The 12,725-nt window shown below is 66.3% G+C and carries 10 protein-coding genes; 1 reads left to right on the top strand and 9 read right to left on the bottom strand.

Annotation, left to right across the window (positions count from 1 at the left end; all coding sequences use genetic code 11):
• Window positions 1–2: 2 nt before the first annotated feature.
• Window positions 3–449, bottom strand: a complete 447-nt coding sequence (locus GII31_RS05410) for an SRPBCC family protein (RefSeq protein WP_246222115.1) — start codon at window positions 447–449, stop codon at window positions 3–5.
• Window positions 450–704: 255 nt separating this feature from the next.
• On the opposite strand from GII31_RS05410, the gene GII31_RS05405 reads away from it, so the two are divergent.
• The gene (locus GII31_RS05405) at window positions 705–2,876 is read left to right on the top strand and encodes a glutamine synthetase III family protein (RefSeq protein WP_213247488.1); all 2,172 of its coding nucleotides are present in this window, start codon (window positions 705–707) and stop codon (window positions 2,874–2,876) included.
• Between the two features lie 87 nt (window positions 2,877–2,963).
• Here GII31_RS05405 and GII31_RS05400 read toward each other — a convergent pair whose 3' ends face one another.
• The 8 genes from GII31_RS05400 to GII31_RS05365 form a co-directional block, all read right to left on the bottom strand.
• Window positions 2,964–3,422 carry a calcium-binding protein gene (locus GII31_RS05400; protein WP_213247486.1) on the bottom strand — a complete coding sequence of 153 codons (459 nt, stop codon included), beginning with the start codon at window positions 3,420–3,422 and terminating at the stop codon, window positions 2,964–2,966.
• A gap of 90 nt (window positions 3,423–3,512) precedes the next feature.
• On the bottom strand, window positions 3,513–5,201 hold the full coding sequence (locus GII31_RS05395) for a substrate-binding domain-containing protein (RefSeq protein ID WP_246222114.1): 1,689 nt from the start codon (window positions 5,199–5,201) through the stop codon (window positions 3,513–3,515).
• A 299-nt stretch (window positions 5,202–5,500) separates the two neighbouring features.
• Entirely contained in the window at window positions 5,501–5,689 is a 189-nt protein-coding gene (locus tag GII31_RS05390) for a hypothetical protein (protein ID WP_213247484.1), read from the bottom strand.
• Between the two features lie 6 nt (window positions 5,690–5,695).
• Window positions 5,696–7,321 carry a VWA domain-containing protein gene (locus GII31_RS05385; RefSeq protein ID WP_260840321.1) on the bottom strand — a complete coding sequence of 542 codons (1,626 nt, stop codon included), beginning with the start codon at window positions 7,319–7,321 and terminating at the stop codon, window positions 5,696–5,698.
• 51 nt (window positions 7,322–7,372) lie between these two features.
• Complete coding sequence (locus GII31_RS05380) at window positions 7,373–9,049, bottom strand: substrate-binding domain-containing protein (protein ID WP_213247480.1); 1,677 nt, start codon at window positions 9,047–9,049, stop codon at window positions 7,373–7,375.
• Window positions 9,050–9,283: 234 nt separating this feature from the next.
• The gene (locus GII31_RS05375; protein WP_213247478.1) at window positions 9,284–9,724 is read right to left on the bottom strand and encodes a type II toxin-antitoxin system Rv0910 family toxin; all 441 of its coding nucleotides are present in this window, start codon (window positions 9,722–9,724) and stop codon (window positions 9,284–9,286) included.
• Between the two features lie 212 nt (window positions 9,725–9,936).
• Complete coding sequence (locus tag GII31_RS05370) at window positions 9,937–10,170, bottom strand: antitoxin (RefSeq protein ID WP_213247476.1); 234 nt, start codon at window positions 10,168–10,170, stop codon at window positions 9,937–9,939.
• 58 nt (window positions 10,171–10,228) lie between these two features.
• Window positions 10,229–12,712, bottom strand: a complete 2,484-nt coding sequence (locus tag GII31_RS05365; protein ID WP_213247474.1) for an HAD-IC family P-type ATPase — start codon at window positions 12,710–12,712, stop codon at window positions 10,229–10,231.
• Between the last annotated feature and the right edge of the window lie 13 nt (window positions 12,713–12,725).

Genomic DNA, 12,725 nt, shown 5'->3' with positions numbered 1-12,725 from the left:
CCTCAGGCGGCACCGGCGGCGGTCAGACCCTTGATCAGCTCGGACTCGGTGTGCTTGATCGCCCCGGCGATAGCCGGTTCGACGATCGCGCCCAGCGCACGTCCGGCGAGGCCCCCCGGCAGACGATAGTCGACCTCGACGACCACGCGTGTCTCCTCCGCCGACCCGGCGAACGACCAGATGCAACTGACGTCCAAACCGTCGACGGACTCCAGCACGATCTTCTCCTCGCGCACCCACTCGGTGCACTTGAGCGTGGTGTGCAGGGTCTTGGGACCCAGCTTCATCGAGGCGTCGAAGACCGATCCCACACCGGAGGTCTTCTCGGTCACCGGTTCGAACCTGCTGACCCCGAACATCCAGTCCGGGACACTCCGATAGTCGTCGACGTAGGCGAACACCCGTTCGCGCGGGACCTGCGTCTTCGCCTCGTGGCGTACCTTCGTCACGGTCGGGCCCTTTCCACTGCATGTGATAGACCAAGCGCATTTGATAAAAACAAGTGCCTGCGATGGTAACTGAGTCCACTGTGCGGTCCGACACACCCCGCATTGTTGGCGCGGATTCCCGGTATGAGATACACCACTTGCCGCCGTGGCGGTGGTCGGCATGTTTTCACGGGCGTCACACTCAGGAAATGGCCACGGTACGGGGTCGCCATAGCGTCAGCTTCCGGCATCACCCACCGCACCAAGGGAGCTCCCATGAGTGGCAGCACATCGCGTCGTCAGGCCATCGAGGCCATCACCACCTACTCGGTCCCGGCGCCAGGTTTCCCCGAACCACTCGCCGACACCTTCGGCCGCAACGTCTTCTCCCTGCCGGTGATGAAGACGCGTCTGCCCAAGAACGTGTACAAGGCCGTCGCGGCCACCATCGACACCGGAGCACCACTCGACCCGACGCTCGCCGACTTCGTGGCATCGGCGATGAAGGACTGGGCCATCGAGAAGGGCGCCTCGCACTACGCGCACGTCTTCTACCCACTCACCGGGTTCACCGCGGAAAAGCACGACTCCTTCCTCGAACCCGACGGCACCGGCGCCTCCCTCGCGGAGTTCCAGGGCAAGACGCTGCTACAGGGCGAACCCGACGCGTCGAGCTTCCCCAACGGTGGCCTGCGCGGCACCTTCGAGGCCCGCGGCTACACCGGCTGGGATGTCACCAGCCCCGCCTACATACTGGAGAACCCCAACGGGAACACCCTGTGCATCCCCACGATCTTCATCTCGTGGACCGGTGAGGCCCTCGACAAGAAGACACCGCTGTTGCGCAGTCAGCAGGCGATGAGCAAGCAGGCGATGCGCCTGCTCACCCTGTTCGGGCACACCGACGTGGACACCGTGGTCTCCTATGCCGGAGCCGAACAGGAGTACTTCCTGATCGACCGCCACTTCTACTACGCCCGTCCCGATCTGGCGGTCGCCAATCGAACCCTGTTCGGCGCCAAACCGTCCAAGGGCCAGGAGTTCGACGACCACTACTTCGGCGCCATCCCCGAGCGGGTGCTGGCATTCATGATCGAATTCGACAGGGAACTGTTCAAGCAGGGCATCCCGGCCAAGACCCGGCACAACGAGGTGGCCCCCGGGCAGTTCGAGATCGCCCCGGTCTTCGAGAAGTCCAATCTCGCCCACGATCACCAGCAGCTCATGATGACGACGATGAAGCGGGTCGCCGAACGCTACGGGATGGTGGCGCTGCTGCACGAGAAGCCGTTCGCCGGGGTCAATGGTTCGGGCAAGCACGTCAACTTCTCGCTCGGCAACAACAATCAGGGCAACCTGCTCAACCCCGGCGACACCCCGCACGACAACGAGCAGTTCCTGGTGTTCTGTGCGGCCATCATCCGGGGCGTACACAAGTACGGCGGGCTGCTGCGCGCCTCGATCGCCTCGGCCTCCAATGATCACCGGCTCGGCGCCAACGAGGCCCCGCCGGCCATCATCTCGATCTTCCTCGGCGACCAGTTGATGGACGTGTTCGACCAGATCGCCAAGGGCGGCGCCAAGGCCAGCAAGGAGTCGGGCGTTCTCGAACTGGGCGTGGACACCCTGCCGCCGCTCAAGGCCGACGCCGGTGACCGCAACCGGACGAGCCCGTTCGCGTTCACCGGTAACCGATTCGAGTTCCGCGCACCCGGCTCCAACCAGTCGATCGCCGACCCGATGATCGCGATCAACGCGATGCTGGCCGAATCCATCGACCACGTCGCGTCCTTCCTGGAGCGGGAGATCGAGGCGGGCACCGCATTCCACGACGCCGTGCAGAAGGTCCTCGAAGAGATCATCGTCGAACACGGCATGGTCGTGTTCAACGGCGACGGTTATTCACAGGAATGGCAGGACGAGGCCGCCGGGCGTGGTTTGCTCAATCTGCGAACCACGGTCGAGGCCATCGCCCAGTACGACAAGCCCGAGATCAAGGATCTGTTGTCGGACTACGGCATTCTCAGCAATCGGGAACTGCAGGCGCGCAAGGACGTCGTCCTCGAGCAGTACGCGCTGACAATCCTGGTGGAGGCCAAGGAAACGCTGGAGGTGGGCAAGACGATGATTCTGCCCGCCGCGATCCGGTACCTGGGTGAACTCGCCGGTACCGCCGCCCAACTGCTCGCCGCGGGCATCCAGACCGAGACGCCGATGCTGCTGACCCTCAACAAGTACGTCAAGGACTTCAACAGCGCACTCGCCACCATCGAGGAGGCGATCGGCGCCTTCGGCGGCGACGACGTGGAGGCCGAGGCGAAATATGCCCTGGACACGCTGATCCCGGCGATGACCGAGGCACGTGCCATCGCCGACAAGATGGAATCCATCGTGGCCGACGACATGTGGCCGCTGCCCACCTACAATGAAATGCTGACCATCCTCTGATCGGCAGGGCGGCCGAAACGCGACGGCGGCCGCACCAACCCCCTCTCGGAGTGGTACGGCCGCTGTAGCGTTGCCGGTGGTGGGACGCTATCCGGCGGCGGCATCCTCCTTGATCTGGGCGATGGCCTTCTTGAATCCGCCCGACGTGAGCGAGGAACCGGCGACCTTTTTGACGTCGTCGAGCTCATCGATGCTCTTGCCGATCACGAGTTCGTCGATACCGCTCGCGAACTTCTCCTGGAACGACGCCGAAGTGCCCTTGGCGTAGCTCCGGTCGAGTTCCAGGGCGGTGACGGTGCCGGCCGCGAGGGTCACCGTCACCCCGATGTTCTGCTCGCCACCGGGGGTGACGTACGGGCCGGTGGCGGAGTAGGTGCCGTCCTTGTAGGAGACGGCGACGTTCTCGGCGCTGGTGGTCGTGGTCGTGTCGGCCGAATCCGAGTCGTCACCGCAGGCTCCGACGGCCAGCCCGACCACCGCAACGGTCGCAGCCAGTCCGGACGCACGCATCACAGCCCCGCGCTCGGGCGCTCTCGTAGAGGTCATGACTCCAGATTGTGCCGTGTACCCCCGCAAGATTGCACGCCACGGGGCCGGATCACCAGCAAATCCTCAGAAAACGGACATCCGGCGCGATCATCTGGTGCTGCCCGCGGAGGCCAGCCGCGTCCGCGCCGCATCCTCGAACAAGGTTCTGATCTTGCTCGGATCGGTCGCCACGAAGGTCGCCCCGCCGGTGACGTCGGTGATCGCGGTCAGTGATGCGACATCGGCGTCCCGGGAGATGCCCATCGCCATGACCCGCACCGGACGGCCCGGATCTGCCAGCGCCTTGAGCTGCTTGAGCAGTTCGCTCAGCGACATGCTCTGCGAGTCCTCGTTGCGCCCGTCGGTGAGCACCGTGAAGGTGTTCGAGTAGTTGGGGTCGTAGGTGTCCAGCATAGTCTTGTACCCGGCCAGGATCGTGTCGTACAGCCCGGTTCCGCCGCCGAGTTCGGTGGTCATCGCCTCCCGCACCCCGGCGACCAGCATCTCCCGCTGCACCTGGTTGCCCACCTTGGCGTCCAGGCGCCGGGAGGGCACTACTTCTTTCCAGTCCGTACCGCGGCCGCCCTTGTCGATCCCGAAGATCCACACGCCGACCACGCCGTTGCGCGGGATCAGCGTGAAGGCATTGGTCACGGCCTCGGTGAGCAGTCCCGCCCGCGTCGAGTCGCCCGCCGCAGCGGCCATCGAACCGGAGGTGTCGATGGCCATGATCGTGCGGGTGGGCAGGCTCAGATCGTGCCACTGATCGAGTGCGGCGTCGAGCTTGCCTGGTTCCACGGACAGGGTTTTGACGGCGTCGCCGACCCCGGAGCCGTCGGGATCGCGGAATCCGGCACTGTTGAGGATCTCCTGCCCGGCATCCGAGCGGGCCGTGTTCGTCAGCGTCTGGCCCGCCTTCTCGGCGCGGTCACGGTTCTCACCCCCCGCGACGACCAGCGGATAGTCGACGAGCACGGTTCCCGCGGCGGGTGTGGTGGCCAGGAGCCGGGAGCCCGCGTTGCCCCGCAGGAACTGCAGGTACTGCTGTTCGGACGTGACCACCGGGACGGTGGAGGAATTGGCCAGCGTCAATCGCGCCTGTTCGGTGTCCTCCAGCGGTGCCACGTTGTTGCGCTGGGCGGCCATCTCCGCCATCGCCGTCAGGAGCGAGCGACCGTTCACCTTGCCCGATGCCGCGGCGTCGAGTGCGCCGATGATCGGAGCGTCGGCCAGGGTCGACGATGCCGGGTTGCCGATCCGCAGGTTGACCAGTTTCATCACGTCCACCCAGGTGTCGAAGGTGATGCTGCGCGTGCTCACCACCACCGCGGGGGAGGTGGCCAGCGACTGCGTCACCGCCCCGGAGCCGAGGCGGACCTGTGCGGCAACCCGGCGAGCACGGTATTGCGAATCGGCCACCCACAGGTCGGGGACGTTGTCGGTACCGGTGAGCAGTTCGGGCACGGCGCCACCGGCGAGCGCGTCGACCCGGTAGTCGAAACACGAATCCTGCGATGCCTTCTCGGCCAGGGAGGTCAGTGTCGGCGCGATGGTCGGGTCCGCCACCACCGTGATATCGGTGCGGTCACCACCACAGCTGCCCCCGACGCTGCGCCACAGGATGACCCCACTGATCAGGATCACCACCAGGGCAAGCGCGGTGAGCACCCACATCCCCGGACGGCCGCGACCACGCCCGGCGTCGCCGTCGGATTCGGACTCGCTGATGGAGAATCCGCCCGATATCGCAGCCGAACCGCCATGCCCATGCCCACCGGAAGTGCCGTGCCGCACCATCGTCTCCCCACTCGTTGTTCCACACCGAAGTAGGCGCAGCCACCTTCCGATGACCCACACCCCGAGAAGACGCACTTACTTCGGCTTTTCGAAACCCCGACAGGAATGGATGGTAGTGGATATTCTGAGAATCAGCCAGAAGCCGCGATGCATCTTGCCGATGACATTCGCAATTCAAGATTTCATATAGTATTTGCGCAATTGCCTTTAATCTCCACCGTCGATATTTTTTCCGACCAAGGAAGTAACGGGCTACCCGGAATGCTCCGAAGAGCCGGATCCGGCCTCGGCGACGACCGTCACCGCACCACGATCACCACGGCACCACGATCACCACGGCCACCGGATACGTTGTGCCACACAAGAACACCGCCGACAAGCGCGCAGACCAGAGCCAGCGCCGTGGCCACCCACACCCCGGTTGGTGGCCACGGCGGTACGTCGAGGGGACCCGGACCGGCGCCCTGCCCACCGGGTGCGAGTCCCATCACGGGTCAGCCCTGCCGGGCCGCCTGCACCCGCGCCGCGATCGCGTTGATGAACACCGACTGGATATCGGCCGCGGTCTCGGCGATATAGCTGCTGCCCCCGGTGGCCTCGGCGATCTGCTCCAGCGCATCGGCGTCGGCGTCGGCGGAGATCCCGATGGTCAATACCAGTACCGGTCGCGCCGGGTCGGCGAGTTCCTTGAGGGTGGCCAGCAATTCGTCGAGACCGATACTGTCGGCGTCCTCGTTACGGCCGTCGGTCAGCACGATGACGCTGTTGGAGTAGGTCGGGTCGTATCCCTCCTGGACGTACTTGTACGCCGCGAGAACGCTGTCGTACAGCCCCGTGCCACCGCCGAGATCCTCGGTCATCGCACGGGTGACCTCGGCCACAAAATCGTCCCGGTGGGTTCCACGTGACGACGCGGCGTCGAACCGGCGGATCGGGAGCAGTTCCTTCCAGTCCTGCCCCGGGCCGCCCTTGTTGATCCCGAAGATCCAGCCACCGCCCTGCGTATTGTTGGGGAACAGCTTTAGCCCCTGCATCGACGCCTCGGTCAGCAGCTGCGCCCGCGTCGAGGACCCCGCCGACTCCCGCATGGACCCGGAGGTGTCGATCATGAACAGGGTGCGGATCGGGATACCGAGCACCTGCCACTGCCGCAGCGTCTTGTCCACCATTTCGGCATCGCCGCTGTCGAGCACTGTCACTTTGTCACTGAACCCGCTGCCGTCCGGGTTGCGGAAGGAGGCACCGTGCAGCACCGCGCGACCTCGCTCCGACGATGCCGCCGCCACCAGTTCCTCGCCCGCATCGGCCGCCGCGGCCTTGCTGCCCCGGCCCGCGGTGTTGAGCAGCGGATAGTCGAGCATGACCGTGCCGTCCCGGGGGATCTTCGAGGTCAGCGCCGAATCGGGGTGCCGACGCTGGAACTGGGAGAACTGCTGCTCGGTGGTGACCACCGGGATGCCCTCGACGTTGGCCAGATTCAGCCGGGTCGCCTCGCTGTCGTTGGCCGGCCGGGCGTTGTTCTGCTGGATCGCCAGGACCGACAGCGCCTGGATCAGTTCGCTGGACTTGGCCCTGCCCGCCTTCACCTCGGCCAGCGCGCCGATGATCGGCGCGTCCCCGGTGGAGGTCTCCATCGGGCTGCCCATCCTCAGGTCCGGCAGCTTCATCACATCGACCCACGAGGCGAGGGGGCCGATCGTGGTACCGGCCACCACCGTCGGCGTGGAAGCCAGCGATTCGGTGACGTAGTCGGGGGTCTTGCGCACCTGTGTGCTGACCCGCCGCGCCTGGGTCTGCGAGTCGGCGACCCACAGTTGCGGCGACTTGTCGTCGCCGCTGGTCAGCCTGCCCGGCACGTCGGCTCCGGCGACCTCGTCGACCTGATAGTCGAAGCAGCCGTCGTCCTCGGCGATCTCCGCCAGCGAACGGACAGTCCCGACAATCGTGGGGTCGGCGGCGACCGTCACCGGCGTACGGTCACCGCAGCCGCCGGACTGTCCACGCCACACCAGCACGCCGGCGACGCCCGTGACCACCAGTATCGCGGCCAGCACTATCTGCAGGACACGACGCCGGCCGCCGCCCTCCTCCGCGAATCCGAACTCATCGGATCGACTCATGATCGGTGCCACCCTTCTTCCCGATCGCCGCCGCGACCGAAGTCCGAACGTTCACCGGCCGGCGGCCGCGAGACGGGCGGCGATCGCCTCGTAGAACACTCCCTTGACATCATCGACGCTGCGCTCGACGTGCGTGGTCGCTCCGGTGACATTCGCGATCTGTTTGAGCGCGGTGGTATCGGCGTCGTCGGAGATACCCATGGTGACCAGCAGCACCGGGCGGGCCGGATCCTGGCGCCGCTTGAGCTCGGCGAGCAACTGCTCGAGGGTGATGCTGTCCTCGTCCTCGTTGGTGCCGTCGGTCATCAGGATGACGCTGTTGGAGTAGCTGGGATCGTAGGAATCCTGCACCTTTGTATACGCGGCGAGTGCCGTGTCGTACAGACCGGTACCGCCGCCGAGCCGGTTGGTCAGCGCGTCATTGGTCACCGAGACGAGCTTCTCACGATGACCGGGACTGTCCAGGCGTTTGATGGGGGCCAGCTGGTCCCAGTCGATGCCCGGACCGCCCTTGTCGATGCCGAACAGCCAGGAACCGACCTGCGCATTGTTGGGAAACAGGCGCAGACCCTCCAACGCCCCTTCGATGAGGACCTTGGCACGGGTCGAGTCACCGATGGTCGCCTGCATCGAACCCGAGCCGTCGAGGACGACGAGCGTTCGCATCGGTACCGCCAGAACCTGCCACTGGTTCATCGCCTTGTCCAGGCCCTTGGGGTCGGCAATCGTCAGTTCGGTCACCTTGTCACCGATCCCCGAGCCGTCGGGATTGCGGAATCCCGCGTTGCCCAACAGATCTCGACCCTCGTCGGAAGCAGCGGCAGCGGCCAGCGCCTTGCCGGCCCCGGCCGCATCGGCACGTCGGGCCTCGCTCGCGCTGTTCACCAGCGGGTACTCCAGCAGCACGGTGCCGTCGGCCGGGGTCTTGGCGGTCAGTTGCGATCCGGTGTTCACGCGCACGAAGTTCAGGTACTGCTGCTCGGTGGTCACCGCCAGTACGCTCGACGTGTTGGCCAGCTGGAGTCGTTCCTGATCAGTCTCGTCGGACTTGCGCACATTGTTCTGTGCCACCGCCATCGCACTCATCGCCTCGGCGAGCTTGGCGGGGGCGATCTTGCCCTTCTCCGCACCCGCCACGGCGCCGATGATCGGCGCGTTGCCGGTGGCCGAGTCGATGGGACTGCTCACCCGCAGGTCCGAACGGCCGATCACATCGACCCAGCTGTCGTAGTCGGCGACCGATCGACCCACGATCACCGCGGGCGAGGATGCGACCGACGGCGACACCTCGGCCAGGGTGCGGCGAACCTGCGCACCGACCCGGCTCGTCTGATACGCGGAGTCGGCGACCCATAGGTCGGGAGACCTGTCGCCGTCGGCCAGCCGGGCGGGAATGTCCTTGCCCGCCACCGACTCCACCGCGAACGTATAGCAGGAGTCCGCGCTCGCCCGCTTGCCGATCTCGGTCATCACCTCGGCGATCGCCGGGTCGGCGGCCACGGTGACTGAATGGTCACCGCACGAATCGGCTGCCGAGCGCCAGACGAAGGAGCTGCCCACCAGCATCGCCACCAGCGCGACGGCGAGCGCTCCCCACACCCAGCGGCGGCGCGAACCACGCTGCTTGTCGAAACCGAAACCGTCGGCGCCGTCGAGGTCGGCGTCGCGGCCACGGGCTGCGGGCAATCTCCCGCTGGTCGCGCCCATGTCGTCGTTATGTCGTCCCATTGTGTTCGTTTCCACCTCTCGCAGACCCGTTGCTCCTGGTCTGCCGATCGGTCGGCCAACCGACGGTCCCCGCACCGTCATGAGCGCGTACCCGCAGGGCGGGCGATCTCGCGCCGTCGCCGCCGTTCGTCAACCGCACTGTTCTTGCCACCGCGTGGTACGAATACCGCGCTGCCTGACTACCACACTGCGCGCTGCCTGATTACCGCACCGGATGAGCAGCGCGTGGCCGGATCACTGTTCCGAGGCGAAGACCTGCCGGAACTTCTGCAGAGAAACCGCGAGATCCCCCTCGACCGCCTTCGCCGCGGCCTTTCCGGCCGGTCCGATCAGCGGCAAGCCGCCCAGGTCGATCCCGAGTGTCACCGTCGAACCGGTGCCCGATGCCGTGATGGCCAGGTCGAGCGTCGCCTTGATGCCGCCCTTACCCTTTCCGGACAGCCGGATCTCGACCGGCGGGCGGTACCGATCGATGACCCAGTCGAATCTGATCCGGGCACCCTTGACCGACACCACGGAGGTGACCTTGAGCTTCTCGCTCAACTCGCCGGGCACGTCGCCGCGCCAGCCGTCGTGCAGAATCAGCCACTCGTCGAAGCGCGCCAGATCCGATGCGGCTGCCCACGCCTCGTCCACCGATATGTCGAGGCTGATCGAGTTACTTGCCTTTGCCATGGTTGAGCAGCCTAGCGCCCACAGCACAAATCCTTGCTACCAGGGAGTAATATTCGAGAAATTCGATACATTCTTCTCGATCCCGAATAATGTGAGCGCGGTCCGGCACCGCCCCGGCACCAACGAACACATGTGGCCTGGAACCGAATACGGTCCTGATCACGCCTGCGGCCACCGATTCGGCCGCACCTGCCGCGCCCTGATCCCTCGCGCTAACCCTTGTTGTCGGCACCCTTGTTGTCGGCACCCTTGTTGTCGGCACCCTTGTTCTCAGCACCCTTGTCCTGTGCGCCGACCGCCTTGCGCACCGCGTCCTGCGCCTTGTCCACCTGGCCGACGTACTTGCCCTTGGTGGCCTTGTCGACGGCGTCGCCGCCCTTCTCGATCAGATCGGGGTTCTTCTTGAGCGCCTGCTTGGCCTTGTTCACGAGACCGCCGAGATCCATCGTCTTCTCCTGTGGTGAGGTCCGTCGACGCTGTCACGCCGAGGATGGTGATACTGCATCAGAGTAGGGCATCGGAGTGGGTCGTCGGCACCTGCGGCCCGGGTGCCGCGCGGGCCGCCAGCACACGCTGCACAACTTCCACGCAGCAGATGCCCACCGCCGCGGACACCGCGCCGACCGCCAACTTCTGCGGATCGGACACGTCGAGCAGGAACATGTCCTGCGACCAGGGGACGAGGAAGATCAGCACGTAGGCGCCCGCCGACACCGCCAGCAGCACGATCTTCCACCAGTTGTACGGCCGCGCCACCACCGCCAGCACGTACCAGGCGACCGCGATCAACGTCAGCAGGGTGGCCGTGGCCGCCTGCGTCTGATCGGGTGTCAGGTCGACCGAATCCTCGGCGCCCAGCTGCGGACCCATGCCGCCCGGATTGACGATCAGGAAGGTGACGAACGTGCACAGACCGATGATGATGCCGTTGGGCACCGCCTGACTGAGCACCCGGCGCACGAAGCCGGTTCGGGCGCGCTCGTTGTTGGGTGCCAGCGACAGGACGAACGCCGGCACCCCGATCGTGAACCAGTTGGAGATGGTCATGTGGATCGGCTGGAACGGGTAGCTGATCGAGTCGACATCGAACATCCAGCCCACCACGCCGCCCACCCCGATGAAGATGGCCAGCAGCACCGCGTACACGGTCTTGGTGAGGAACAGGTTGGAGACCCGCTCGATATTGCCGATGACCCGCCGGCCCTCGCCCACGACATAGGGCAAGGTGGCGAACTTGTTGTCCAGCAACACGATCTGCGCCACCGACCGCGATGCCGAACTGCCCGAACCCATCGCCACGCCGATGTCCGCGTCCTTGAGCGCCAGCACGTCGTTGACGCCGTCACCGGTCATCGCGACGGTGTCGCCGCGGCTCTGCAGTGCCTTGACCATCGCCCGCTTCTGATCCGGGCGCACCCGGCCGAAGGTGACGCCGTCCTCCACCACGTCGGCGAGCGCGTCCTGGTCGTCGGGCAGGGTACGGGCATCGACGGAGGTGTCCACCGAGCCGAGCCCCAGCGAGGCCGCGACTGCGCCGACCGAACGTGCGTTGTCACCGGAGATCACCTTCACCGACACGTTCTGATCGGCGAAGTACTCGAGCGTCTCGCGGGCGTCGGGGCGCACCCGCTGTTCGAGCACCACCAGCGCGCGCGGGATCAGCGTGCCGGGCACGACACCGGCCGGACCGGCCGGGACATCGGTGTCCACGGGCACGTCGGTGGCGCCGAGCAGCAGCACCCGCAGCCCCGTCTCGCCGATCTGTGTCGCGGTGCGGGCGATGTCGGTGTCCGGGTCGAGCAACACGTCCGGGGCACCGAGCAGCCAGTTGCCCCGGCAGCCGCCGGCGTCGGCGAACGACATACCGCTCCACTTCTTGGCCGAGGTGAACGGGGCGATCGCGGTGGTCGACCAGTCCGGTGCATCCGGGTATGCCTCACCGATCGCGGCGACGCTGGCGTTGGGTCGCGGATCGTGCGCGGCGAGCGCGGCCAGGACATCGGCGAAGTCCGCACCGCTGCCGTCCACCGCGCGGACCTCGCCCAGGCGCATACCGTTCTCGGTCAGGGTGCCCGTCTTGTCGGCGCACACCACGTTCACCCGGGCCAGCCCCTCGATCGCGGGCAACTCGTTCACCAGGCACTTGCGCGCGCCCAGGCGCACCACACCCACCGCGAAGGCGATGGTGGTCATCAGCACCAGACCCTCGGGAACCATCGGCACCAGGGCCGCGACCATCCCGAGCAGCGCCCGCTTGAGACCGTTGTCGCTGATGAACAATTGGTTGACGATGGTGAGCACACCGGCCGGAATCAGCAGCCAGGTGATCACCTTCAGGATCTTGTCGATGCCGGCGCGCAGTTCCGAGGACACCAAGGTGAATTTGGACGCCTCCGCCGCCAGCTGCGCGGCGTAGGCATCGGCGCCGACCTTCGTGGCGCGATACGCCCCCGAACCGGCCACCACGAAACTGCCCGACAGGATCTGATCGCCGGGCTGCTTGTGGATCGGATCCGCCTCACCGGTCAGCAGCGACTCGTCGACCTCCAGCGCCGCCGCCGTCACCACCTCGCCGTCGACGACGACCTGGTCGCCCGAGCCGATCTCGATGATGTCGTCGAGCACCACCTGGTCTGGGGCCAGATCGGCGGCGACGCCGTCGCGGCGCACGATGGGGCGGGTCTGCCCGACGATTGCCAGGGCGTCGAGGGTCTTCTTGGCCCGGATCTCCTGGAAGATGCCGATGCCGCTGTTGGCCACCAGGATCAGCGCGAAGAGCCCGTTCTTGAACGACCCGGTGACCGCGACGATCACGAACAGCAGACCGAGGATCGCGTTGATCCTGGTGAACACGTTGGCCCGGACGATCTCGCCGACGGTGCGCCCGGACCGGTCCGGCAGGGCGTTGACCTTCCCGGCCGCCACCCGTTGCGCCACCTCGTCGGCCGACAGGCCGGGAAACATGTCGATCTTGTCGGTCCGCGTCATCGCCGTTGCCTCA

Origin of the sequence: Gordonia pseudamarae, from assembly GCF_025273675.1 — a bacterium.
GTDB lineage: Bacteria > Actinomycetota > Actinomycetes > Mycobacteriales > Mycobacteriaceae > Gordonia > Gordonia pseudamarae.
Note: the sequence above shows the minus strand (reverse complement) of the source record. Positions and strands in the feature narration are given on the sequence as shown.

What these genes read in the sequence shown, in the direction of transcription:
- GII31_RS05380 (WP_213247480.1), bottom strand. Translation starts at nt 9,049, where the DNA reads ATGGGACGACATAACGACGACATGGGCGCGACCAGCGGGAGATTGCCC.
- GII31_RS05370 (WP_213247476.1), bottom strand. Translation starts at nt 10,170, where the DNA reads ATGGATCTCGGCGGTCTCGTGAACAAGGCCAAGCAGGCGCTCAAGAAG.
- GII31_RS05390 (WP_213247484.1), bottom strand. Translation starts at nt 5,689, where the DNA reads ATGGGACTCGCACCCGGTGGGCAGGGCGCCGGTCCGGGTCCCCTCGAC.
- GII31_RS05375 (WP_213247478.1), bottom strand. Translation starts at nt 9,724, where the DNA reads ATGGCAAAGGCAAGTAACTCGATCAGCCTCGACATATCGGTGGACGAG.
- GII31_RS05400 (WP_213247486.1), bottom strand. Translation starts at nt 3,422, where the DNA reads ATGACCTCTACGAGAGCGCCCGAGCGCGGGGCTGTGATGCGTGCGTCC.
- GII31_RS05365 (WP_213247474.1), bottom strand. Translation starts at nt 12,712, where the DNA reads ATGACGCGGACCGACAAGATCGACATGTTTCCCGGCCTGTCGGCCGAC.
- GII31_RS05385 (WP_260840321.1), bottom strand. Translation starts at nt 7,321, where the DNA reads ATGAGTCGATCCGATGAGTTCGGATTCGCGGAGGAGGGCGGCGGCCGG.
- GII31_RS05405 (WP_213247488.1), top strand. Translation starts at nt 705, where the DNA reads ATGAGTGGCAGCACATCGCGTCGTCAGGCCATCGAGGCCATCACCACC.
- GII31_RS05395 (WP_246222114.1), bottom strand. Translation starts at nt 5,201, where the DNA reads ATGGTGCGGCACGGCACTTCCGGTGGGCATGGGCATGGCGGTTCGGCT.